24 protein-coding genes are annotated in these 25250 nt (G+C 51.0%); 2 read left to right on the forward strand and 22 right to left on the reverse strand.

The window, feature by feature from the left end:
• Positions 1–93: 93 nt before the first annotated feature.
• Positions 94–963 (forward strand): LysR family transcriptional regulator, encoded by an 870-nt coding sequence (locus tag KDC22_RS19100; RefSeq protein WP_173133437.1) that lies wholly within the window; start codon positions 94–96, stop codon positions 961–963.
• 165 nt (positions 964–1128) lie between these two features.
• Here KDC22_RS19100 and htpG read toward each other — a convergent pair whose 3' ends face one another.
• The 3 genes from htpG to KDC22_RS19115 all read right to left on the reverse strand — a co-directional run bounded on the left by htpG (position 1129) and on the right by KDC22_RS19115 (position 4794).
• The gene (gene htpG, locus KDC22_RS19105; protein WP_211720025.1) at positions 1129–3012 is read right to left on the reverse strand and encodes a molecular chaperone HtpG; all 1884 of its coding nucleotides are present in this window, start codon (positions 3010–3012) and stop codon (positions 1129–1131) included.
• 179 nt (positions 3013–3191) lie between these two features.
• Positions 3192–3899, reverse strand: a complete 708-nt coding sequence (locus KDC22_RS19110; protein WP_211720026.1) for an MBL fold metallo-hydrolase — start codon at positions 3897–3899, stop codon at positions 3192–3194.
• Entirely contained in the window at positions 3886–4794 is a 909-nt protein-coding gene (locus KDC22_RS19115; RefSeq protein ID WP_211720027.1) for a LysR family transcriptional regulator, read from the reverse strand. Before KDC22_RS19115 ends, KDC22_RS19110 begins: the two co-directional genes overlap by 14 nt.
• A gap of 119 nt (positions 4795–4913) precedes the next feature.
• On the opposite strand from KDC22_RS19115, the gene dapA reads away from it, so the two are divergent.
• Positions 4914–5789, forward strand: coding sequence for a 4-hydroxy-tetrahydrodipicolinate synthase (gene dapA / locus KDC22_RS19120; RefSeq protein WP_211720028.1), 876 nt, complete (start codon positions 4914–4916; stop codon positions 5787–5789).
• 472 nt (positions 5790–6261) lie between these two features.
• On the opposite strand, the gene KDC22_RS19125 is transcribed toward dapA, so the two are convergent.
• The 19 genes from KDC22_RS19125 to sleB form a co-directional block, all read right to left on the reverse strand.
• Positions 6262–7872 (reverse strand): DEAD/DEAH box helicase, encoded by a 1611-nt coding sequence (locus KDC22_RS19125; protein WP_211720029.1) that lies wholly within the window; start codon positions 7870–7872, stop codon positions 6262–6264.
• 220 nt (positions 7873–8092) lie between these two features.
• Positions 8093–8665, reverse strand: coding sequence for a phosphate propanoyltransferase (gene pduL, locus KDC22_RS19130; protein WP_211720030.1), 573 nt, complete (start codon positions 8663–8665; stop codon positions 8093–8095).
• A gap of 116 nt (positions 8666–8781) precedes the next feature.
• Positions 8782–9771, reverse strand: a complete 990-nt coding sequence (locus tag KDC22_RS19135; protein ID WP_246552758.1) for a dipeptidase — start codon at positions 9769–9771, stop codon at positions 8782–8784.
• A gap of 146 nt (positions 9772–9917) precedes the next feature.
• Positions 9918–10178, reverse strand: a complete 261-nt coding sequence (locus KDC22_RS19140; protein WP_211720031.1) for a stage V sporulation protein S — start codon at positions 10176–10178, stop codon at positions 9918–9920.
• 203 nt (positions 10179–10381) lie between these two features.
• Positions 10382–11176 carry a TIGR00282 family metallophosphoesterase gene (locus tag KDC22_RS19145; RefSeq protein ID WP_173133712.1) on the reverse strand — a complete coding sequence of 265 codons (795 nt, stop codon included), beginning with the start codon at positions 11174–11176 and terminating at the stop codon, positions 10382–10384.
• A gap of 212 nt (positions 11177–11388) precedes the next feature.
• Complete coding sequence (gene rny / locus KDC22_RS19150; protein ID WP_173133412.1) at positions 11389–12930, reverse strand: ribonuclease Y; 1542 nt, start codon at positions 12928–12930, stop codon at positions 11389–11391.
• Between the two features lie 309 nt (positions 12931–13239).
• Positions 13240–13974, reverse strand: a complete 735-nt coding sequence (locus KDC22_RS19155) for a regulatory protein RecX (protein ID WP_173133409.1) — start codon at positions 13972–13974, stop codon at positions 13240–13242.
• Positions 13975–14094: 120 nt separating this feature from the next.
• The gene (gene recA / locus KDC22_RS19160; RefSeq protein ID WP_173133406.1) at positions 14095–15159 is read right to left on the reverse strand and encodes a recombinase RecA; all 1065 of its coding nucleotides are present in this window, start codon (positions 15157–15159) and stop codon (positions 14095–14097) included.
• Between the two features lie 229 nt (positions 15160–15388).
• The gene (locus KDC22_RS19165; RefSeq protein WP_211720032.1) at positions 15389–16678 is read right to left on the reverse strand and encodes a competence/damage-inducible protein A; all 1290 of its coding nucleotides are present in this window, start codon (positions 16676–16678) and stop codon (positions 15389–15391) included.
• A 59-nt stretch (positions 16679–16737) separates the two neighbouring features.
• Complete coding sequence (pgsA, locus tag KDC22_RS19170; RefSeq protein WP_173133400.1) at positions 16738–17325, reverse strand: CDP-diacylglycerol--glycerol-3-phosphate 3-phosphatidyltransferase; 588 nt, start codon at positions 17323–17325, stop codon at positions 16738–16740.
• Between the two features lie 149 nt (positions 17326–17474).
• Positions 17475–17966 (reverse strand): YajQ family cyclic di-GMP-binding protein, encoded by a 492-nt coding sequence (locus KDC22_RS19175; RefSeq protein ID WP_036724757.1) that lies wholly within the window; start codon positions 17964–17966, stop codon positions 17475–17477.
• A gap of 192 nt (positions 17967–18158) precedes the next feature.
• The gene (locus tag KDC22_RS19180; RefSeq protein WP_173133397.1) at positions 18159–18320 is read right to left on the reverse strand and encodes a hypothetical protein; all 162 of its coding nucleotides are present in this window, start codon (positions 18318–18320) and stop codon (positions 18159–18161) included.
• A gap of 83 nt (positions 18321–18403) precedes the next feature.
• Positions 18404–19372 carry a RodZ domain-containing protein gene (locus tag KDC22_RS19185; protein WP_211720033.1) on the reverse strand — a complete coding sequence of 323 codons (969 nt, stop codon included), beginning with the start codon at positions 19370–19372 and terminating at the stop codon, positions 18404–18406.
• 86 nt (positions 19373–19458) lie between these two features.
• Entirely contained in the window at positions 19459–20226 is a 768-nt protein-coding gene (locus KDC22_RS19190; protein WP_173133391.1) for a DUF3388 domain-containing protein, read from the reverse strand.
• A gap of 148 nt (positions 20227–20374) precedes the next feature.
• The gene (locus tag KDC22_RS19195) at positions 20375–20635 is read right to left on the reverse strand and encodes a DUF3243 domain-containing protein (protein ID WP_036692667.1); all 261 of its coding nucleotides are present in this window, start codon (positions 20633–20635) and stop codon (positions 20375–20377) included.
• Between the two features lie 126 nt (positions 20636–20761).
• Entirely contained in the window at positions 20762–21529 is a 768-nt protein-coding gene (gene ymfI, locus KDC22_RS19200; RefSeq protein ID WP_173133388.1) for an elongation factor P 5-aminopentanone reductase, read from the reverse strand.
• On the reverse strand, positions 21529–22809 hold the full coding sequence (gene yfmH, locus KDC22_RS19205; protein ID WP_211720034.1) for an EF-P 5-aminopentanol modification-associated protein YfmH: 1281 nt from the start codon (positions 22807–22809) through the stop codon (positions 21529–21531). Before yfmH ends, ymfI begins: the two co-directional genes overlap by 1 nt.
• 2 nt (positions 22810–22811) lie before the next feature.
• Positions 22812–24092: an EF-P 5-aminopentanol modification-associated protein YfmF gene (gene yfmF, locus KDC22_RS19210; RefSeq protein ID WP_211720035.1), complete on the reverse strand. Its 1281-nt coding sequence runs from the start codon at positions 24090–24092 to the stop codon at positions 22812–22814.
• A gap of 138 nt (positions 24093–24230) precedes the next feature.
• Positions 24231–25079, reverse strand: a complete 849-nt coding sequence (gene sleB / locus KDC22_RS19215; RefSeq protein ID WP_211720036.1) for a spore cortex-lytic enzyme — start codon at positions 25077–25079, stop codon at positions 24231–24233.
• Between the last annotated feature and the right edge of the window lie 171 nt (positions 25080–25250).

Below are 25250 nucleotides of genomic sequence, written 5' to 3' on the forward strand. Positions count from 1 at the left end.
ATGTCACACCTGCTTACATATTAATAATATTGGTTTCGTATCTATCCCATACGTATAACCTATGTCACAACTCTAAGAACCGGAGGCTGCAAAATGGATATCCGCCAATTGAAATATTTCCTGGCGATTGCCGAGGAAGGACAAATTACATCCGCCGCCAGGAAGCTGCAAATGGCCCAGCCTCCTCTCAGCCAGCAGCTTAAGCTGCTGGAGGAAGAGCTGGGAGTCAAGCTGGTGGAGCGCGGGCCGCGCAGCATACAGCTGACGGATGCCGGAATTATTCTGCGTAACCGGGCCCAGCAGATTCTGGAATTAACAGACTCCACCGCCAGGGAGATCAGTGATTATGCCAAAGGGCTTAAGGGGAGCCTGACCATCGGCACAGTCTCGTCCTCGGGCGCCACCCTGCTGCATGACCCGCTCACGGAGTTCCACAAGAGCTATTCGGGTGTGACCTTTGAGATCCATGAAGGCAATACGTTTATGATTATTGATCTGCTGAACAAAGGTATTGTCGAGATCGGCATTATCCGCACCCCGTTCAACTCCAGCAATCTGGAGTGCCTGTATTTCCATTCAGAGCCGATGATCGCGGTGATGACCGCTGATTATGACTGGGCCCGGGGCCAGAGTGCTGCCCAGCTTGGCGAGCTGCAGGACAAACCGCTGATTTTCTACCGCCGCTTCGAGCAGCTTATCCGTGAGACCTGTCTGGAGCACGGGTTTGAGCCACAGATCTTCTGTATGAATGATGATGCGCGGACCACGCTGCTCTGGGCCAATGCGGGACTCGGGATCGGCATTGTACCCAAGTCGGCGTTTGAGCTGGCCAATCACAGCAACCTGATCTATAAAGAGATCCTGTGCGAGACCCTGCGCACCCGCGTGGCAGCCGTATGGATGAAGGATAAATATCTGTCCTCTATGGCTACCAAGTTCATCGAGACCTTCAAGTCACTGTAATGGCCTGCTTATCTTCTGGAGGATGTCCAATTTCGACTCCCTTCATCCTGAGGATGAACGGCCCGCAGCTTGGCTTCATCCGCACGCCAAAACCCCCGCACCGGTCAAGCGCCAGCGCGGGGGTTCTTCTGAATTACGGGTCTTAAGGCCGGCGGTAGCGCTGGTTTAGACCATGATTTTGCAAATATCGTTCGTGAACTGCACCGGATCATTAACCTGCAATCCTTCGATCAGGAGCGCCTGGTTGTATAGGAGGTTCGTGTACAGGCCCAGCTTCTCCTTGTCGCCTTCGGCAGCAGCCTTAAGCGATTTGAAGACATCATGATGAATGTTGATTTCCAGCACCTTGTCCGCTTGCACATCCTGGCCGCCGTTCGGCATAGCCTTGAGGATTTTCTCCATTTCGATCGTCAGTTCGCCTTCGGTGGACAGGCAAACCGGATGGGATTTCAGCCGCTTGGACGCTTTGACTGCCTTCACTTTGCCGGACAGGATGCCCTGCATCGCTTCGAACAATCCCTTGTTCTCATTCTCTTCTGCTTCGGACGGCTTATCCTCGGCACTCTCTTCGATGCCCAAGTCACCGCTGGATACGTTCTTGAATTCCTTCTCTTTGTAGGACATGATCATCTTGATCGCGAATTCGTCAATATCGTCGGTGAAGTAGAGGATTTCGTACCCCTTGTCGAGCACCATTTCCGTCTGTGGCAGCTTCTCGATGCGTTCTACCGATTCACCGGACGCATAGTAGATATACTTCTGGTCTTCCGGCATTCTCTCCACATATTCAGCCAGCGTAACCAGCTTCTTCTCCTTGGAGGAGTGGAACATCAGGAGGTCCTGGAGCGTCTCCTTTTCCATTCCATAGTCGTTATAGACCCCGAACTTCAGCTGTCTGCCAAAAGAGGTATAGAACTTCTCATATTGCTCACGCTCATCCTTCAGCAGGCTCAGGAGCTGGCTCTTAATCTTGCTCTTGATGTTCTTCGCAATCAGCGTCAGCTGGCGGTCATGCTGCAGCATCTCACGGGAGATGTTCAGCGACAGATCCTCGGAATCCACCATCCCTTTGACGAAGCTGAAGTAATCCGGCAGCAGATCTCCGCATTTGTTCATAATCAGCACACCGTTGGAGTAGAGTTCAAGACCCTTTTCATATTCCTTGGTGTAGTAGTCGAACGGAGTATTCTCCGGAATGAACAGGATAGCGTTGTAGACTACCGCGCCGTCGGCACTGATGTGGATATGCTTCAGCGGCTTGTCGAAGCCGTAGCGCTTCTCAGCATAGAAGTTGTTGTAATCTTCTTCCGTCAGCTCGTTTTTGTTCTTGCGCCAGATTGGCACCATGCTGTTCACGGTCTGCTCTTCAGTGACATCGACGAATTCATTCTCGGCGTCCTCTTTAGGCTGTCTGCCGGTAATGTCCATCTTGATCGGGAAACGGATGAAGTCCGAATATTTCTTGATGATCGCCTTCAGACGGTACTCTTCCAGGAACTCATCGTAGTTATCGTCTTCCGTATTCTCTTTGATCTTCAGCGTAATTTCGGTTCCGACTGCATCCTTCTCGCAAGGCTCAATCGTGTAACCGTCCGCGCCCTGGGACTCCCATTTGAACGCCTGGTCGCTGCCCAGCGCCTTACTGATTACGGTAACGTCGTCAGCCACCATGAATGCGGAATAGAACCCTACCCCGAATTGTCCGATGATGTTGTGTCCGTCCTTGGCTTCATTATCCTTCTTAAAAGCAAACGACCCGCTGTTCGCAATAATCCCCAGATTGTTCTCCAGCTCTTCCTGCGTCATCCCGATTCCGGTATCGGAAATGGTTAAGGTGCGGCTTGCCTTATCTGCGGTTACTTTAATGTAATAATCCTCTTTATTGAACACCAGGCCTTCATCGGCCAATGCCTTGTAATAGATTTTATCAATGGCATCGCTTGCATTGGAGATCAGTTCCCGCAGAAAAATCTCGCGCTGCGTGTAGATGGAGTTAATCATCATTTCCAGCAGTCTTTTGGATTCAGCTTTAAACTCTTTTTTAGCCATGAATAAATAAATCTCCTTTCAAAAATAACCTTCGGATTGCGGATCAGGGTTTAGCACTCCACTCGACCGAGTGCTAACACTACCTTTTATATAACATATTCTCGTTTTTGATGTCAATATCTTGCTGCACATAACAGGCCGCAAAAAAAGAAACTTAAGGAAAACAGACCAACTTCAGCTTACTTCTGCTGCGCACGGAGGCCGATCTCTAGTTTGCCGCCATGGTAGCAGTAATAGGACTGGGCTTGCAGTGCTTTTAACCTGTTCAGCGACTGCTCTGCACCCGCAAGGTCTATACAGTACTGCGGGTTCGCTACAACTAACTCATTCTGCTCATTTACCGCCGCATCCCCTGTGATGACACTGCCCAGCTCTGGAAAATACAGCGAAATATGACCTGACGTATGTCCCGGGGTGGCGAGAATCTGGCACTTGGAGTTCAGAATCCACTCGCCATCCCGGACAGTTACGTCCACCGGCACATGCTGCAGCTTCTTCAAAAGATCTACGAACGTTTCCCCGGACGGCTGCTCTTCTTCAGACATGTGTTCGAGGAGCGCTTCGGCTTGAACCAACCGCTCGGATTTGGCCATACCAGAGATAGTGGGCGCCTCGGCTTCACTTGCAATGATCACAACCGAAGGATATTTAGCCCGGAAGTCAGCCAAAGCACCGATATGGTCATCGTCATAATGAGTGATGATAATCGTCTTCAGGTTCGCGGGATCATGACCCTGCTTCAGAATTTCCTTCTCTATTAAAGGCATGAACAGGGGGTAACCGGCATCGACCAGGGTCAGCTCCTTCCCGGATACAATGAGACTCGGATAAATAGAATAAGAATGTCCTTCATACTCGAACTCAATGGGCAGTTCAATGATGTTCATGTGTTATTCCTCCCTTCGCCTTGGCATCCGCCAGCAGCATTTGGATCAAGGACTCCAGCGGCAGGGACTTCCACTTCTTGGGGTGAAGCAGAAGCTGCAGATCGAAATGAATCTCCGGATGGGTAAAAGACAGCTCCGACAGGTTCCCCCGCTCGATCTCCTCTTCAGCCACAATTCTCGGCAGCAGCGCTATGCCCAGGCCGTTACGCACACAACGCTTGATGGCCTCCAGGTTCGACAGCTCAAAACCAATCCGGAACACAATCCCGTGGTCCCGGAGCAGGTTCTCGAACAGGCTGCGGTAGATGCAGCTCTCCTCGGAGACAATCAGCTCACAGTTGTTAAGATCCTGCAGCGTCACCCGTTCCAGCTGTGCCAGCGGAGACTGGGTAGGCGCTACCAGAACAAGCGGCTCATCGCGGATGATCATTCTCGTCAGCAGATTATCCGCCGTGCTGCGGTCCAGCATGAGGCCGATATCCACTTCCCCGTCCCTGATCTTGGAGACCAGATTGGCCTCCTGCTCCGTCTGCAGATGAATGTTCAGACCGGGGAACATCGTCCGCAGCTGCTGCAGGAACGGCGGCAGATAAAAGGCAGCAAGTGAATCAATCGTCCCAATCGTCAATGTGCCGCCGATCTGCTGGGCTATCGTTTCTTTGGAACGGTCGTACAGATCAAGAATCTCCACGAACAGCTTCAATAGCTCCTCCCCCGGCGGGGTGAGGCGCAAGGCCCGGCCATGCCGTTCAATGAGCGGTACTCCGTATTCCTTCTCAATCTTCTGAATCTGCATCGTTACACTGGACTGTGCATAGCCCAGCTCTTCAGCCGCACGGGTGAAGCTCTGCCGCTTCGCAACTTCGCGGAAGGTCCGCATATAAGTTAAGTCCATGATCTCACCCTAACATCAATATTATTGATAACCTACATCATTTATTATAGCTAACAACGATGCAATAATCCATGGTACAGTAGAACAAACGGATTTTACAATTTTGGAGGACGATATTCATGTTAACAGAAGAACAGATTTATGGAATTTATGTTCCCGTGGTCACCCCGTTCCAAGCGGCTGGCGAGATTGATCTGGAGTCCTACCAGCGTTATGTGAACAACATCATCAAGAACAATATTCATGGTCTGGTCGTTAATGGAACCACTGGAGAATCGCCGACAGTCAACATACAGGAATTACAGACACTCGTGGATGCCTCACGGGAGCTCTTGAAATCCAGCACCATTCCGCTGGTGGTGGGTACTGGCACGAACGATACCGCCTCTACCGTAGCACGCACAGAGCTGGCTGCGAACTCAGGTGCCGATGCCGCACTGGTGGTTGTTCCTTATTACAGCCGTCCGTCACAGGAAGGCATCATCGCTCATTTCCGCAAGGCAGCCGAAGTGGGCCTTCCGATTATTGCTTATGATATTCCCGGCCGCGCCGGTGTCGGCATGTCCGTAGATACTGCGCGCACGATCCTGGAGATGAATAATGTCGTGGGGTTAAAAGACTGCTCCGGCTCTCCCCTGCTCGTCTCCGAGCTCTCCCGCAGCGGCTGCAAGCCCGTCCTCTGCGGCGACGATCTGCATTTCTTCGATATGCTGGGCCACGGAGCCGCCGGAGGGATGCTGGCCTCGGCCAACGTACATACCGCCCGCTTCCTCAGCATCTACGAGCAGTATAGAGCCGGCCAGGTAGAGGCCGCCCAGGCCGCCTACAATCAGCTGGTTCCGCTGATGGAGCTGCTGTTCAAGGAATCCAACCCGGCGCCGATCAAATGGCTGCTCAGCGCGCGCGGAGAGATCGCCTCGGACACACTCCGCCTGCCGATGACCTCAATCAGCTCTACGCTGCGCGAAGAGCTGGGCGCCTACCTCGCCGGGTAACTATTGGCGCAGGCCCCGTCCCGCCTTATAGTACAACAAGAATAACCGCTGTTTGCAGTCAGTGACTGGCAAGCGGCGGTTTTTTTGTTATTAGTATTGGAACGCGTGAGAATCCGCTGCCGCAATACCTGCTGCGCTAATAACCGGTACACTTGCCCGAAATCTACGCCTATAACTCTCCGAGGTAGACTCCTCTGCCTGTTTCGGGGGCGACCCCGGGCGGATTCAGAGGGATTTATCCCTTTCATTTCCTCCCATCGCCCACTTCTGGCGGATTCAGAGGGACTTATCTCTCTCTTTTCCTTCCATCGCCCACTTCTGGCGGATTCAGAGGGATTTATCCCTCTCTTTTTCTCCTATCGCCCACTTTTGGCGGATTCAGAAGGATTTGTCCCCAACCAACTTAAATAAAACAGCCTCCCCGAAGGAAGGCTGCCGTTCACTTCAATATGCTCGGCCCCGCAGCAGCAGCTTATTGCGATCTGCTTGCATTAGCCGCGGGACGGCTGCCAGAGCGTCCGCTTTGGCTTCCGCCCGGTCTGCTGCCGGACTGGCTGGACCGGCCGTATTGGCCGCCAGACGGTTTATTACCCGCTCCGCCGCCTGGACGGGCAGCAGATCGTTCGCCTGGACGGCTGCCGGAGCCTGCTCCGTTGCCGGACCCGCCAGCAGGACGGCTGCTGCCAGTTCCGCCGCCTGCATAGCTGCTGCCCGAGGCACTCTTGGCTCTGCCGCCTGCGTCACTACCGCCTGATGCACTTTTCGCTCCGCCACCTGTATAGGTGCTACCCGAGGTGCTTCTAGCTCCGCCGCTTGTATAACCGCCGCCCTGCTTGCCTTGCGCGAACCATTCCGACTTCGGCTTACGGGCCGGATTGGTTTTAGCTTTTTGCGACGGCTTCATCGGTGCTTTGCCGGGACGGTCTGCAAGCAATGCCAGATTGCTCTTGGACATCGGATAAGCATGGTCCTTCACTTCCGGAATCGTCTTGCCGATCAGCTTCTGAATATCCTTCAGGTACGGGATTTCCTCCGCTTCGCACAGTGAGATGGCGATTCCGCTCATTCCCGCACGGCCGGTCCGGCCAATACGGTGAACATAAGTTTCGGGAATATTCGGCAGGTTGAAGTTGATGACATGGGACAGTTCATCAATATCAATCCCGCGGGCCGCGATGTCTGTAGCTACCAGCACCCGTGTCGCACCGCTCTTGAAGTTTCTTAATGCATTCTGGCGGTCATTCTGCGATTTGTTGCCGTGAATAGCCTGTGCAGTAATATTGATTCTGGTCAAATCCCGGGTTACCCGGTCAGCGCCGCGTTTGGTGCGTGTGAAGACCAGTGCTGACACAATCGACGGGTCCTGCAGCAGACGGTTCAGCTGATTCTGCTTGTTCCCGTTCTCCAGCAGATAGATCGACTGTTCGATTCTGTCCACAGTAGAAGATACCGGGGTAATCTCAATCTTCACCGGATTCACCAGCAAAGTCTTCACCAGCTGAGAGATTTCGGTCGGCATCGTTGCCGAGAAGAACAAGGTCTGCTTCTTGGCAGGCATCTTGGCAATAATCCGCTTCACATCATGAATGAAGCCCATGTCCAGCATACGGTCCGCTTCATCCAGAACAAGAATCTGCACATGCTGCAGATCTACGCGTTTTTGGGTCATCAGGTCGATCAGTCTGCCCGGTGTAGCAATCAGAATATCAGCACCGATGGCAAGCGCCCGTTCCTGGGCCTTCTGTGATACGCCTCCAACAATCGCTGTCGAGCGAATGGTTGTGAACTTGCTGTAGGCTTGAATGTTCTCGGATATTTGCAGAGCAAGCTCCCGCGTCGGTGTCAGAATCAGGGAACGGATACGCTTCGTTCCGCCAGTTCTGGCCTGCTGGCTGAGCAGTTGAATAATCGGCAATGAGAAGGCCGCGGTTTTTCCGGTACCGGTCTGTGCACAGCCCAGGATATCTCTGCCAGCCAAGGCCGCAGGAATGGACTCTTCTTGAATTGGGGTTGGGGATGTATAGTTTTCCAGGCTCAGTGCCTTAAGAATCGGCGGAATCAAATTCAAATCGTTAAATGTCATTTTATCTCCTTAATTTTGAATACATATATTATCGGACCATTAATCCCTTGTATATCTCTTTTGCGGCGTCTCCACATAGCGCTCAGCAAAGTCATAACACATAATGATAACACAGAAAAGCGAATATGAAAACTTCCATTTCATTATTTTCAGAAAATTTATTTCACAACAAAAAAAGCAGAGGATTTCTCCCCTGCCTTATGCCAAATATTATAAGAACCTAATCAACGATTTCAGCAGTATCGCCATTATTGGCACCAGCAGCATTCGCTTCATCGGTGTCGATATGCATATCAAGCTTGAAGTTGTCGGATACGCGTGCAATCACGTTCTCCAGTACCAGGCCGCGTTCGCCGCCAAGGCGTACTTTGAGGAGCTGCTTATCAGCAATGCCCCAAGCTTCCGCTTCGGAAGTGTGCATGTGAATATGGCGTGCTGCCACAATCACACCTGTCTCCAGTTCAACTTCACCGGCAGGTCCTTTAATCGTAATGCCTGGTGTTCCTTCGATATTACCGGATTCACGTACAGGTGCTTTCACACCGAGGCTGAATGCGTCTGTGCGGGATACTTCCAGCTGCGAAGCCGGACGGGCAGGTCCGAGGATTCTCACTTTGTCGAACTTCCCTTTAGTACCGATTACAGCTACTTGTTCGTTGGCTGCGAATTGTCCGGATTGGGATAGCGGTTTGAACTCAGTCAGTTGATAACCTGCGCCAAACAATGCTTCTACATGCTCCTGCGTAAGGTGAATATGCCGGGCCGACACACCTACGGATACAGTCTTGCTCATTCTTAAGTCACTCCTTGTATTTTCTCTAGTATCTGTACAAGCCACTGAACATTATACATCTTATTACCCGAAAATAAAAAGATCCGCCTCACAATCAGCGGATTTTTTTCGACATTTTACGATTCTGTGAATGGAAGCAGAGGATTCGTTCCTGCCGAAGAAGGCAGTTGCTCCCGCAAGAATCCCCAGGCATTCCCGTACAGCCAGCCCCGTACCTCATCCTCCGGATAGTACTTCAGCAGAAGATCGGCAAACTCCGCATATTTTCCCGGATGTTCCAGTCCTCCGACCCAGGCTTCAATTCCGTCAAAATCCGAGCCGAACATCAGCTGTCCGCTTCCCCCCAGCCCGCAGACATGCTCAATATGCCTCCGCATATCCTCACGGCCTGCCTCTCCTCCCTCCCGCACAAACCAGGGAACAAAGGTAAGCCCGATCCGTCCATCCCTTGCAATCAGCGCCTTAATCTGGTCATCACTCAAATTACGGGGATGAGCACAGATAGCGGCGCTATTGGAGTGTGAAGCAATGAACGGGCGTACGCTCCGCTCCATCAGCTCCCAGAAGCCTGCCGGGGCCAAATGCGACACATCGAGCAGCATGCCGCTCCCGTTGCACCATTCAATCAGCTTCCGCCCTTGCTCTGTGAAACCGCCGTTGCGCCGCTCCAGCACACCGTCCGCTGCCCAGTTCGCATAGTTCCAGGTAACGCCCAGACAACGCACGCCAAGCTCGAAGCATAACTGAGCATAGAACAGATTGCCCTCCAGACCGTCCACGCCTTCCAGAGAGAGCATTCCAAAGGCCGGGGCAGTTAAGCCACCCTCCACGGTCTCTTCCTTCCAGCGCAGCCACTGCAGGCCTCCCGTGCCGACAACCTTCTGGCGGAAGCCTTCGATTTGACCCAGGACATCCTCGAATTTCGACCTTCCGCGCACCGCAGACAAATATATCGCAAAAACCTGCAGTTCGACATTCCCCTCCGCCAGCCGCTCTGAGGTCACATCCAGGCGGGGGTCATTCCTGAAATCCATCCCGGGATTCGCCTGCAGCTTGCTCAGGGCATCACAATGAAAATCCGCCACTTTCAGCTTCATCTTCCCCATAGTAGACCACCTCTCCTTCTTCTGAGTATCCGATTTTAACGGATCAACCGTCTATTTCATATGTATGCCGCAGGCTGAAGCATCAGTCAGGACAGCAAAAAGCCTGTTTACCAAGTAAACAGGCTCAATCTAAATGATTCATTTCATTATCTAGGCTCAACAATAAGTTTGATCGCTGTCCGGTCTTCCCCATCAATCACTATATCCGTAAAAGCCGGAATACAGATCAAGTCGACTCCGCTAGGTGCGACAAATCCCCGGGCGATGGCAACGGCTTTGACGGCCTGGTTCAGTGCTCCTGCTCCAATAGCTTGTAGCTCGGCCGATCCATGTTCGCGAAGAACACCTGCTAATGCGCCAGCAACGGAATTTGGATTGGATTTAGCTGATACTTTTAATACATCCATAGTAAGTACCTCCCCTGGGAAAATGATGGTGTTCTTCTTCCACTACAGTAGATGTTATTCGCGGGAGAAGAATTAATTCCTTCTTTTTACGGACCTTTCCGGAGAAAATAGTTCAAAAGATACTCTTTTTCGATATAATAAATATCACACTTTACCCAAAACAAACGAGTTTTACCGAATTACCTATTTGTTCGTAAACCCTTCTAGCTCATCACCCATTCATCTTCACGCAGCCGGATCTTCTCCAGTCGTGTCGCTTTACCCGTAGCTTCATCAAGTTCTGCGAATATTCCATGCAGCTGCCATTTGCCTTCGTCGACTACAAACCGGGAGGGAAGCTGTGTTGTAAATTTATAGATGATCGCATCCTTTTCCATACCCAGAATTCCTTCTCTTGAACCAACCATACCAGCATCTGTAAGATACGCCGTACCTCCAGGCAGAATCACATCGTCATTGCTCTGCACATGAGTGTGCGTGCCGACAACGATCGAAGCCAGACCATCCATGAAATAGCCCATCGCTATTTTCTCGGAGGTCGCTTCCGCATGGAAATCCACCAGAATGCATTTATGCTCTCTGCGCAGCTCTTCCACAATCTCCTCGCCAATCCGGAACGGATCATCAATCGCCGGAAGGAAGGTACGCCCCTGGAGATTCACAATCGCCAGCTGTTTGCCGTTCCCCTTAACGACGGTATACCCTCTGCCCGGTGTCCCCGGCGGGAAGTTAGCCGGACGGATAATCCGCGGCTCATCGTCGATAAATTCAAAGATATCCTTGTTGTCCCACGTGTGGTTGCCCATTGTAATTCCATGGATACCCCAGTTGAAAAACTCATTGGCTATCGCGGCGGTGATTCCTCTGCCGGCTGCTGCATTCTCACCATTGGCAATAATGATATGCGGCTGATATTTACTTTTCAGGGAAGGCAGCATTTCACGCAGCGCTTTTCTGCCTGTATTGCCTACAATGTCTCCGATAAATAAAACTTTAATGATTCTCTCCTCCTAAAAGTATTGATTTTCTCCATACAAAAATCGCTGCATAAGTATAATTTCACCTATTCCGCCCTATTCCAAACTCCATTACACCTGCGGTACTGCACAGCAAGGTGTACCGCTCAGCAGGACTGGAGTATAGCAGGTAATAAGCAACTGCTCACATGCAGGCAAGAAAAAAGGCCCCGCACGGGGGCCGATTTCCTTGCTTATTTTGCGTATTCTACAGCGCGTGTCTCGCGGATTACGGTAACCTTGATATGACCCGGATAATCCAGCTCACTCTCAATCATCTTCGTAATGTCACGGGCCAGACGGAAAGCTTCCGCATCATCAATCTTCTCAGGCTGTACCATTACGCGAACCTCGCGGCCCGCCTGAATAGCGTAAGATTTCTCGACGCCCTCGAAGGACTCCGAAATTTCCTCCAGCTTCTCCAGACGTTTGATGTACGTTTCCAGGGTTTCACGGCGTGCACCGGGACGGGCAGCCGACAATGCATCAGCAGCTCCAACCAGCATGGCAATAACCGAGGTAGCCTCGCAATCTCCATGGTGGGAAGCGATACTGTTGATAACCACCGGATGTTCCTTGTACTTCTTCGCCAGTTCGACGCCGATTTCCACATGCGAACCTTCCACTTCATGATCAAGCGCTTTGCCGATATCATGCAGCAGTCCGGCACGTTTTGCAAGCACGATGTCTTCCCCAAGCTCACCGGCCATAAGTCCAGTCAAATAAGCAACCTCCATGGAGTGCTTAAGTACGTTTTGACCGTAGCTCGTACGGAATTTCAGGCGGCCCAGAATTTTGATCAGATCCGGATGTAGACCGTGAACGCCAACCTCGAAGGTAGCTTGTTCACCGTATTCACGAATCCGCTCATCCACTTCTTTACGGGATTTCTCCACCATTTCTTCAATCCGTGCAGGATGGATACGTCCATCTGCCACCAGCTTCTCAAGTGCCGTACGGGCCACTTCGCGGCGGATCGGATCAAATCCTGACAGAATAACCGCTTCCGGCGTATCATCAATAATAAGATCAATCCCCGTAAGAGTCTCCAGGGCACGGATGTTACGGCCTTCACGACCAATAATCCGGCCTTTCATCTCTTCATTCGGCAATGTCACAACAGATACCGTAGTTTCTGCCACATGATCGGCTGCACAGCGCTGGATGGCCAAGGTAATAATCTCACGGGCTTTCTTGTCCGCTTCCTCTTTGGCCTGCTGTTCAATTTCCTTGATCATCTGAGCAGTTTCATGGCGAACTTCCTGTTCTACATTACTAAGAATGATACTTCTGGCATCATCGATGCTTAGATTGGAGATACGCTCCAGTTCAGTAACCTGATTCTTGTAAATGACATCAATTTGCTGTTGGGTTTCATCAATTCGTTTCTCTTTGTTAGCTACTTGTTCTTCTTTTCGTTCAAGCGATTCCATTTTTTTATCCAGCGATTCTTCCTTTTGCAGCAAACGTCTCTCTTGCCGTTGGATTTCATTCCGACGTTCACGAGTTTCTTTCTCAGCTTCGGTACGGATTCTATGAACTTCGTCCTTAGCTTCCAATACCGTTTCCTTCTTCAGCGCCTCCGCCTCTTTCTTCGCGTTCTCCACGATGACTACGGCTTCTTTCTCTGCGCTGGAAATTTTAGCTTCTGCAAGGGATTTACGAATAAAATAACCGAATCCAAAGAATGATGCAGCTACAACGAGAACGATAATGACCCAGATCCATGATTCCATCTGTTCACCTCCTCGTTTACATCCTCCAAGGTTCTTCCCTTGGGTATGTGTGCAGTTGTTAAACTATCCGTTCATCACCATACAAAAAACCGGTAATACACCGATTGCCATACTGCACATGCTGCACATGCACACTGCCCGCCTTATCCGGCGATTACATTTCATATGAGTTGTACGCGAACCGGAACATAAGAGTCTGCTTTTTGGGAAGGAAAAAGGATTCTTAGTTTATGCCGATTCATGTTATATTTTATTATTTATAAAAAGACCTTGTCAAGAGAGTCGATAACCGCATTAAAGTCAAGAGAATCAATCCGGGAAGTAAATCTCCTCTTCTTCCCCCTCAGAATCCTCCTCTTCCCGGAGAATTCCCAGCACCTGACGCACCATTTCACCTGTAAATCCCCGCCGCATCAGAAAGGCTCCCGTCTTCCGGCGTTTGTCATTTACCTCTCCCCGGATCGTATTCCATTTCTTCCTGCCGGTCAGCAGTGCGCTCTCCAGCTCCTGCTCCGGGGTAATCTGATCCAGCGCCTCAGTAATCAGCGATTTATCAATGCCTTTCTCCCGCAGCTCCTGCCTGATCCACATCTTGCCCTTACGCTGGCTGGTGATCCGCTGCTCCGCCCACTGCTTGGCGTACAGGGGATCATCAAGCAGACGTTCCTGCTCCAGCCGGAGCAGAACTTCAGCAATAACAGTCTCCCCTATTTCCTTCTCCCTTAAACGGCGGGCCATCTCCTGTGCGGTCCGGGGTTTGCGCTCCAGATATCTCAGCCCCTCCACATAGGCCCGCTGGCGTTCATCTGCTGCAACGATATCCTCCAGATCAGCTTTTACAAAAGTGCTTCCGGTAATCATCCGGTATTTAATCATGACATCTTCATGAACAGTCATGTTGTATGCTCCGAAATGAATCAGATAACGGTAATTTGACTTCTTCAAACGTTCTACACGAGTAATTACCAGTTCCTCATCGGCCGGAAAATCTGCCAGCACCTGCTCATCCTGCTCTTCCGGTTCAGAATCCAATTGTATTACCATCCTGTATTTCACCTCATCAGCTATGGAAATAATGATTAATTTACGAAAAGGCACCCTGTCAATCCTCACAGGGCGCCTATCGATCTTGTCTTCATTATTTAATTGTTATTATGAATTAGATTACTCAATCTCAAGCAACAGCTTCTCTTCTTCCTCTTGCTCTGCAACCACATCAGCTTCGGATGGCGCAGCTACCAGAGTGGATAAGTTGCTTGCTTCACGGATCTTGTTCTCGATCAGCAGGGCAATATCCTGATGTTCCTTAAGGAATTGCTTGGAATTCTCCCGGCCTTGGCCCAGGCGTTCGCCTTCATAAGAATACCAGGCACCGCTCTTGTTGACGATATCCATTTCAGTACCGATATCCACAAGGCTTCCTTCTCTGGAGATTCCTTCGCCGTACATGATATCCACATCGGCTTGCTTGAACGGAGGCGCAACCTTGTTCTTCACGACTTTGATCTTCGTACGGTTACCCACCACATCGTTACCCATCTTGATACTCTCTACCCGGCGTACATCCAAACGGACGGAGGAGTAGAATTTCAGAGCGCGTCCACCCGGAGTGGTCTCAGGGTTACCGAACATCACGCCGATTTTCTCACGAAGCTGGTTAATGAAGATTGCAATCGTATTGGATTTGTTGATGGCACCTGACAGCTTACGCAAGGCCTGGGACATCAGACGGGCCTGCAAACCTACGTGAGAGTCACCCATATCGCCTTCGATCTCTGCCTTCGGTACCAGAGCTGCTACAGAGTCAACTACAATGATGTCTACGGCTCCGCTGCGTACAAGGGCTTCAGCAATTTCCAAGGCCTGCTCACCTGTATCTGGCTGGGACAACAGCAGTTCATCAATGTTCACGCCAAGCGCATTCGCATACTTGGGATCAAGCGCATGCTCCGCATCAATGAAGGCAGCTTGTCCGCCTTGCTTCTGTACTTCTGCGATCGCATGAAGGGCTACCGTCGTCTTACCGGAAGATTCCGGTCCATATACTTCAATGATACGTCCTTTGGGAAGTCCGCCTATACCTAGTGCAATATCAAGTGCCAAAGATCCGCTAGGTACAACTTCCACTTTCATGTGCGTGGATTCTCCCAGTTTCATGATCGAACCTTTACCGAATTGTTTTTCTATTTGACGAAGCGCCATATCAAGCGCTGCACGACGATCTGACAATCAGATCACTTCCTTCACTGTTTATAGTATTATAATAACGTGTTTTGGAGGTCTTGCCAAGCTTTTTTTAGAACATACATTCGTTTTTTTTACTCCCAGGGATAATACTCCCTTTTATTGTAAGGCAAACAGACCCTTTCATGGATTTACATATACAACAAAGAACCGCAGCAAGATTGCTCTAGCCACGGTTCTTCCGCATACCTAAATTATATACCGCCCAGGGCAGTTATTGCAAGGCCGAGCCTTCCAGCGGAGTGGCTACCTTGCGTTCTTCCAGCCGGCGCCAGAGGCGGTACAGCAGGGCCTTGACTGTGCGCAGGCGGATGTTCTCACGGGTTCCCTTGAGATTCAGCTCATATACTTCTGTCTTACACCCGCGCTCGGCCAGTCCTACGAACACAAGCCCCACCGGCTTGCGCTCGGAATATCCCGGTCCGGCTACACCGGTAACAGATAAACCGAAGTCCGTATCGGCAATCATGCGCACCTGGTCCGCCAGCACTTCGGCAACCTCGCGGCTTACCGCTCCGGGAGCATCCGGGCCTTCAAGCATTGCGGAAGGCACATTCAGCAGTTTTTTCTTGATATCATTGGAATAACACACGATCCCCCCGGCGAACATGGAGGCGCTGCCCGGGATATTCGTAATGCTCTCCATGAGAAGACCGCCCGTGCAGCTCTCGGCAGCGCTTAGAGTCAGGCCCGCATCCGCCATCCAGTCCACAATCAGCTGCTCCAGCGGCACATCAATGTTGGCATACAGATGCTCCGGCAGAATCTCAGCAATCTGCTTCTCGAGCACATCAAGCTTAAGCATAGCCTCACGCTCGGACGGCGCCTTGGTGGAGATACGTACGGTCACTTCGCCTTCCTTGGCATACGGTGCTATCGTAGGATCGCTCTGGCTGCGGATCAGATCAATCAGCTTGTCCTCCAGGAGCGATTCACCAATCCCCGCAAACTTAAGCATCTTCGAGTAGAGCGGCATTTCGTTCGTCAATGCGTGCTGCTGCAGCCAAGGCTTGGCCTTATCCGTGAACATCGGCTTCATCTCCCGGGGCGGACCCGGCAGCACGATATAATACTTGTCCTGTTCCGCCAAAGCAATCCCTACCGCCAGGCCGATATCGTTGGACAACGGGGTTGTCCCTTCAATGACCAGCGCCTGCTTACGGTTATTCTCAGTCATTACAATCTTGCGGTCATCGAAGAAGCGCTGCACATGATCCATAGCAAGCTGGTCAATGTGAAGCGTACGGCCAAGCGCCGCAGCCAGCGCATCTTTGGTCAGATCATCCTCTGTCGGGCCGATCCCGCCGGTAAACAATATAACGTCGGCGCGGCTCTGCGCAATCCGGATCGCTTCCTGCAGACGGCTTTTGTTGTCCCCGACGACCGTCTGAAAGTATACGTCAATTCCTAACGCAGCCAGCTCTATCGAAAGAAACTGCGCATTGCTGTTCACGATTTGTCCAAGTAGAAGTTCTGTTCCAACGGCAATAATTTCTGCTTTCATAGCTGACGTTCTCCTCCTGATTGTAGAATTAGAGCAAGATTCAAGCTGCGCAGCGCGCCTCAGGCTTTATCAAATTCAAGCAGATCCTTGTTCTTCACGAAATAATCAACACCTGAATATATGGTGATAAGGGCTGCTGCCCAGATCGCAATATCATCCACAGGAATGCTGACGAACTGGAACGGGAAGTTGTTAAGGAGCAGGAGCGAAATAGCGACGATCTGAATGACTGTCTTTATCTTGCCCCATTTGCTTGCAGCCACAACCTTCCCTTCAAGCAGCGCCACCTGGCGCAGGCCGGTCACGGCGAACTCGCGGCTGATGATGACAATAGCAATCCAGGAATCGCAGCGGCCCAGCTCCACAAGCGAGATCAGCACTGCCGAGACCAGCAGTTTGTCCGCCAGCGGATCAAGCAGCTTGCCCAGATTGGTGACCATGTTATACTTTCTGGCTATGTAACCGTCAATTCCATCTGTACTGGCTGCAAGCAGAAAGATAACTGCCGCGACCAAATGATTAATGGAAAGCTGAAAGGAGCCCCAATGTATCGGTTCCGGATAGAAGCTGAAGTCCACCAGCAGAAAAAACATCATGATTGGGATAAGGCAAATACGTGCTAATGTGATACGGTTGGGTAAATTCACTGAAGTTTCCTCCCCTAGTCTAGACGAATCCGATATTCCAGCATTTTCTTCAAAACTGCTTAGCTAGTATATTATAGCCCTAAATAAGTGTCAAAAAAACATAAAGCACCCCGCAAGTAAAGTACGTATACACTGCGGGGTACATAGTCTTACTTTAAATTGTTAAACTGCAAATCCAGCGGCAAATCAGCTTTGCGCAAGAGCTGGATAATTTGCTGAAGATCATCACGGCTTTTGCCGGTAACACGGATCTGATCGCCCTGGATCGTGCTCTTGACCTTCAGCTTGGAGTCGCGGATCAGGATGTTGATCTTCTTCGCATTCTCCTGGTCAATCCCTTGCCGCAGACCCAGCCGCTGGCGTACAGTGCCGAGTGAAGCGGGCTCAACTTTGCCGAAATCCATATTCTTCAGCGTAATTCCCCGCTTAACCATCTTTGTCTGGAGAATATCAATCACGGCATTCAGCTTGTATTCATCCTCTGAGGCGATTACAAGCGCATCCTTCTCCAGCTTCAGGCTGCTTTTGCTGTTCTTGAAATCAAACCGGTTGTCAATTTCCTTCTCGGTCTGATGAACCGCATTGGTCAATTCCTGCATATCCATCTTGGATACAATGTCAAATGAACTTTCGGAACTCATGATTCCACATCCTTTACTACAATTAGTCTGTTCCTATTATATGAGATAGGGGCTCTTAAGTCTAATAATGGAAAAGAGCCCCCGGATACACAAGTAGAAACGGATGCCATCCTTTTGAAGGACGCACCCGTTTCAGCGAGAAAGATTACACGCCTCCCGGAATTACCGCCGGGAGACGCTCACATCTGAATATTATCTGCTGCGTGCAGGAGCCCGGAACATATCCAGAATTCCCAGCAGAACATGTGCCAGTCCAAAGCCCAGAATACCATATCCCCAGGCGCTCGGTGTCAAATAATACCCCAAGAGACTGACAATAATGCCAAGCCCTGTAACAATCCAGCTGACGGTCATGAGAGAATACACCTCACTTTGGCGTTAGAACTGTTAAACACTTCTAGGTTCTCCAATCCGCCAAAGACTATACATCGGATTTACTATTCTGCTGAAGTACTTCCGTCCGTGGCACCGTTCGCAGCACCATCCCCGCTGCTATCCAGTTCAAGAAGCAGACGTGATGAGGTTTTGCCGTCGGTAACGGCCTGTCCGTTCACTGTAATCGTTGTAGCCGGTGAATAACCGGATTTGATATACATGCCTTGACTGCCCAGTGTAAAGCTCAGATTATCCCCGGCCTTAGTGTTCCCGAAGCTGAGCTTCTCCCCCTTGGAGTTCTCGCCCTGGTAGACTTCAAGCCAGCTGACTCCGGTTGAGGCAATCTCAACCTTAACCTCGGTTCCGGCAGGTGCCGAGACCTTATAGATAGTCGTTTTGCCCGATTTACGGTCCTGGGTAACGGTGACGGACCCCGGGGAAGACGACGGTGACGGCGATGGCTCTGGAGAAGCCGTAGGTGCCACAGTTGCCGATGCTTCCGGATTGGCAGTGGCTGCCGCATCAGCTGTTGGTGTTGGCACTGCCCCGCCGCCCCCAGCAGCGGTGGCCGAAGGCTTCACTTTGGCCGGATCTTGTGTTGCGGTAGTCATACTTCCTGAATCCGCTTGTTCCGGCTCTGAATCATTCAGCGTTGAAGATGCATACAGATAGATGACCACCAGGATAAGAACCGGGAAGGTCCACATGAGCAAGGTTGGCAGCCACTTGGCATTGCGTTCCGTTTCGGGCTTGCGGCTCCGCTTCTGGATTACGGTCTCCATAGTAGTATCGACAGGAGCTGCCGGGACATTGCCGTGCTCCTCCATTAATTCATCCGGGTTAACCCCGACCGCCTCTGCATAGGTTTTGATAAAGGCCCGGACATAAAAGCTGCCCGGAAGCACTTTATAATCACCTGCTTCGATGGCTTCCAAATATTTTTTGCGGATCTTTGTTACTTCCTGGACATCATCAAGACTCATCCCTTTTTGCAGACGAGCTTCCTTCAAATGCCGGCCCAGTTCCGACATACCATCACCTCCTAAAAGTTATGTTAGCGCTGCTTCTCTGAATGAGCTTCGTACAAAACTCGCTCCGGAAGCATACGCCCATTATGTTAAAGATCTTCACTGTAGCTTGTCGTAAACGACTCGTACAATATCTCTTCGTTCGGTGTATTGCGCAGCTCAATAATGATATCAAAATCATCGAAGGTGTACTCCGACTCCCGCACGAAAATATCAGGATGCTCAATCACCTTGGTGCTCGGCATAGCCATGACATTCTGCAGCAGGTTATAGTGCTTCTCATTGGAGCGGATGGTGCTGACAATGCCGTCAATGATAAATACATTATGCGGGTTCAGCTCATCTTCAGCCAGCTGGCTGCGGACCGTCTGCCGCAGAAGCGTAGAGGAAACAAACGTCCAGCGCTTCATGGCACAGACGCTTCCGGCAATAATAGATTCCGTCTTCCCTACCCGGGGCATACCACGTAGTCCTATAACCTGATTGCCCTCCCTTTTAAACAGCTCGCCCAGGAAATCCACCAGCAGTCCGAGCTCATCCCGGGTGAAGCGGAAGGTCTTGCGGTCATCTGAATCACGGTCAATATATCGTCCATGCCGGACGGCAAGCCTATCCACAAGCCGAGGAGTACGCAGTGCCGTAACCGTTATATTATCAACTTTTTTGAGCATTTCGCCCATCAGCATGATCTTCTCATCATCGCTTGTTTCCAGCAGCATTCCGCGTGTCTTGCCTTCTACGCCATTAATCGTCAGAATGTTGACTTCCAGCATCCCCAGCATAGAAGCGATGTCGCCTAACAGACCGGGTCTGTTCTTATGTATCTTGTACTCCATATACCACTGTTTATATTCCACTTTTGCGCACCTCATAGATTCCTTTTCCCTAATATGCCGTCTCCGGCACCCGGGTCATGTTAATGATATATAAAAAAATTTTGAAAGGCAAGGACACGATTGTAATAATTGCAGAAAAGCTCCCGCAAGGGGAGCTTCATCCGCGTACCTATGCGTTTTTCTTCGCCAGTTTGACCATGAGTCCGGCAATGGTATGCTTCTCATCATCGGTTCCTACATCCCACAGCTCTTTGATGGCCCGGTTGGAGTAGTTGCCCGGATCGACCTTCTTGTCGAGGAATTCCCCGATTTCAAAAGCCAGCTTGGTGATGGTCTCGTCGCTCATCCCCATTTTTTCGGCCTGAATGACCCGGTCTCCCAGAAAGCTTTTCCAGGTATCAAAGTTCTTCACTACGGAATCTGTTGACATCTTAAATCCTCCTCAGGTTTGTAATGATATTGAGATTTAAAAGCAACAGTTATAATATGTCTCAAGCCGGAATTTCTTATGCTGGAGCATTTCTCCAGAACCTCATGGTTGGCATTGATAAGTGAGTTAAGTGATCCAGCCGCCGTTCGGACTGATGATCTGACCGGTGATATAACCCGATTCAGGCAGAGCCAGAAAATAAACAAGTGATGAAATGTCCTCAGGAGAAGCCAGTCTCCCCGCAGGAATCTCATCCTCCAGCATCTTCACCTCATCCGCCTGCAGATTAGCCAGCATAGCCGTCTGGACCGCTCCGGGCGCCACAGCGTTCACAGTAACCTTGGAGGGTGCCAGTTCCTTGGCAAGCGCCTTGGTAAAAGCATTCACCCCGCCCTTACTCGCCGAATACGCCACTTCACAGGAAGCGCCGGAGATCCCCCACACCGAAGACACGTTAATAATCCGCCCGTAACGCTGCGTAACCATATAAGGCATGAAGATCTGGCTGCACATAAAGGTGCCCTTCAGGTTCACCGCCATAATATCGTCCCACTCTTCTTCGGTCAGATCGGCTAACATCCCATAGTGTGCTTTCCCCGCATTGTTGACCAGAATATCCGGCATCATGCCGCTCGCGGCAAGCCTCTCGGCCATACGTACAAGCTGGCTGCGGTCTTTCATGTCCGCAGCCACTGTCATAACCTTCGCACCCAGCGCCATACAGCGCCGCGCCACATCATTTGCCGCTTCATGCGAGTTCATATAATGAATCACGATGTTCATTCCCACCGAAGCAAAACGCTCGGCGATCGCTCCGCCGATTCCCCCGCTGCCCCCGGTAATGAGCACTGTCATTTCGCCAATCGGTTTGCTGTCCTCTCCCGGTAATGACATTAAGGACTCACCACAAGCGACACAGCCAGCTGCTCCCAATCGACATGGTCATGGAGCCGGGCATTCACTTCATCCAGAGTGATCGATTCATACAGGGGAAGCACTTCAAACAGATCTCCTCCGCGGAACTGGTAACGCGTGAACTCATGGGCAATGCTCTCAGGCGAATTCAGCATCCGCAGGAAGCCGCCGATTTTCTTTTTGCGGGCACGCTCGAAATCCTTGGCGGCGAAGCCCTTCTCCAGAATAAGTCCGACTTCTTCCTTGATCCGCTCCAGCAGCAGACCCGGATCTTTGGTGTCACCGCCGATCGCCGAGAACGCATACTGCGGGGAGCTGTTGAATTCATGACCGAAGCTGTCTGAGATCAATTCCTCATCATAGAGCTTCTGATACAGCGCTGTACTGCTGCCGAAGAGCAGATCCAGCATCAGCTTGGTCGTCAGGTCACGGCGCACTGCCGCTTCACCGGTAAGCCCATCCACCTTCTCCTTGAACCCGAACATCATTTTGGGAATCGAGACCGCCAGCCTGCTCTCCACATGCTTCGAGGCCACCTCTTGCGGCTCCGGATCGAAGATGCGGGTAATTTCGCCCTGCTTCTCATAGCTCTTGCCCTTCTGATTATTGCGGATCAGTTCAAATACCTTCTCAGGATCAACGCCCCCGACAATGAACAGCAGCATATTGCTGGGATGGTAGAAGGAATTGTAGCAGGTATACAGCGTTTCTTTGGTAATGGTTGAGATCGACTCGATGGTTCCGGCAATATCAATGTGCACCGGATGGGTGGCGTACATGGCTTCAATCAGACCGAAATATACGCGCCAGTCGGGATTGTCGGCATACATATTAATTTCCTGGCCAATGATTCCCTTTTCCTTCTCCACATTCTCATCCGTGAAGTAAGGACGCTGTACAAAATCAACAAGGGTGCTGAGATTCTGCTCAATGTTCTCCGTCGCAGAGAACAGATATACCGTCTGGTCAAAGCTGGTGAAGGCGTTCGCGGACGCACCATTGGAAGCAAAGGTGGCAAATATGTCGCCTTCCGGCTCCTCAAACATTTTATGCTCCAGGAAGTGGGCAATTCCGTCAGGTACTGTAGTCTCTTCACCGCCCGCAACCTTAAAGTGATTGTCTACCGAACCGTATTGTGTCGCAAAGGTGGCATAGGTTTTGAGAAAAGCCGGCTTCGGCAGCACATACACCTGCAGACCGTTATCCATAACCTCGTGATAGAGTGTTTCTTGAAGTCTTTCGTAATGGAGCTTCTCCACCCTTATTCCTCCTTCCCTGTCAGGAAATAAATCGTATCCAGCTCGAAAGTATCCGCTGCTGCCTTCACTTCTGCCGCTCCAAGGCTATCCACCTGGTCCATCAGCTCTTGTGCAGTACGGTCTTTGCCGGACAGCTGGCGGTTGAAATCGAAGGAGATCATCTCGAACGCGGAATCCTGAATTTCGGACAAAAGGTTGCGGATCATCGCTTTGGTCTGGCTAAGCTCAAGCTCACTGATATTACCGGCCTTCAGTTCATCCAGCTGCTTGCGGATAATATCAACGGCTTTGCCGTAGTTCTGGCTCTCGATCCCCGATTGAATCGTCCCGATGCCCTTATGTCCGTCATAACGGGAAGAGGCGTAATAAGCCAAGCTCTCCTTCTCGCGCACATTGACGAACAGCTTGGAATGCGGGTAACCGCCAAGGATACCGTTGTACATCAGCGCAGAAGCGTAACTGTCATCCTTGTAAGTAATTGAAGTCCGCAGCCCCATATTCAGCTTGCCTTGATTCACATCCAGCTTCTCTTCCACCGTCCGTACTTCCGTAACCGTTACCGGAGTGAAATTGGAGACATAAGGTGCAGATTCGGAATGCCGCGCCCGGCCGAAGTGGGCCACAACCAGCTTCTCAACCTCCTCGGGTGTAGTATCACCAACCACATACAGATCAAGTGTAGCTCCGTTCAGCCAGGAGTTGTAGCTCTGATACAGCGATTCAGGCGTGATGCCATCGAGATCGGCCCGCTGGCCGAGGGGATGCAGACGGTACGGCTCCAAGCGGCACATTTCCTCAATGCAGCGTTCGGCTGCGTAACGGATTTTGTCATTTACAATGGATTCCAGCTTCTTGCGGATGGTCTCGCGTTCAGTGGCTACATAAGAAGCCCGGAAGCTTCCATCCTCAAGCAGAGGACGGGTTAACACCTCTCCCAGAAAAGCAAAGGATTCCCCAAGCAGACTCTCCTTGCTCTGCACAAAGGAATCATTGATCGTATCCATCCGGAACTGGACAATCTGATAATCTCCGCGTTTGTAAATATCGAAGCCGAACCCTGCGCCATACAACTCCTCCAGACGCTCGCGAAACTCAGTGGTCTCCGGGTATGAAGCAGTACCCCGGCGGAGTACAAAAGGAACCAGCGCTGTAGATGTAACTGTACTCTCCTCAAGCGGAACGCCGGCATAAAGTGAAATGGCGAACGTCTTGAACGCCTTCGTAGGCAGAACGTGTATACGGATGCCTGCGGCGCTGCCATGTTGAAATCCATTATTTGTCAAGTCCAAAACTCCTTTACGGCGTGGATAGAAGCGTTATAACAAGTTTATGAAGTATTATCCATTCTAAACCATTCCAAAGTAAGGAAGCAACCGGAGGACAGCGTACCGGTTGCTCTCAGGAATATTTTATACAGGCAGCTACATGCAGAAAATATGCTCGCCGATGGTCTTCACCTGCGGACGGGACCAGATCCACTTGGAGGTCGCGGTCTTGGGATTGAAGTAATAGATACAGCCGCCCGACGGGTCCCAGCCGCTTAGTGCCTGCTGCACGGCTTTGCGTGCCTGTTCATTAGGCTCCAGATAGATCTGCCCGTCGGCTACAGCCGTGAACGCTCCAGGCTGGAATATAACCCCCGAAGGCGTGTTCGGGAAGCTGGGCGACTTCACGCGGTTGAGTATGACTGCAGCTACTGCCACCTGTCCTTCGAAGGGCTCACCGCGTGCTTCGCCATAAACAGCGTTGGCCATAATCTTCAGATCATTCTCGGACAGGCCCATCGAGTTGCCGGAAGACAGCTCGGCAGTATTGGATTTGGCCGTGTTCTTGGGTGGGGCTTTCTTTTGGGCGGTAGACGTCCCAGGCGCTGTCGGCTTCCAGGCAGTCGTTGCATTGTATAGCTTAAGCTTCGTCTTGGCTCCGACAACCCCGTCAGATTTGAGACCGAATTTCCACTGGAACCAGGTAACGGCACTTTTGGTTTTGGTTCCGAACTTGCTGTCAATCTTACCGTTGAAGTAGCCAAGATGCTTCAATCTTCCCTGCAGCTCATACACATCCTGTCCGCTGGAGCCAAGCTTAAGCGGGGTTGTGCCAAATGCGGGCAGTGCTTCTTCCCCTCCATCAACGGTACCGGTTGCTGCCTGAGGTGCGGCATACGGCTTGGCATAAACCAGGTCATGATCTTCAAAGATTACACCGGCAAACGGTGCAGCTGCGAGTGCCAGGGTAAATGCGGCAATCATCCACTGTTTCTGTTTTGTCATGAGGTTCGCTCTACCTTTCTCTTGTAAGTTCTGCATGAATGGCTAAAGTTATTATGACGACTGGCAGGACTTCCTATACATTAGCGCAAAGCGGCGGAGCGTAAATTCATTGCAACTGAGAACGATTATCAACTATAATCGGGATATGAAACAACAGGAGTTGAGAAGAAT

The sequence above is a fragment of the Paenibacillus tritici genome (genome assembly GCF_018207515.1).
Lineage (GTDB): Bacteria > Bacillota > Bacilli > Paenibacillales > Paenibacillaceae > Paenibacillus_AQ > Paenibacillus_AQ tritici.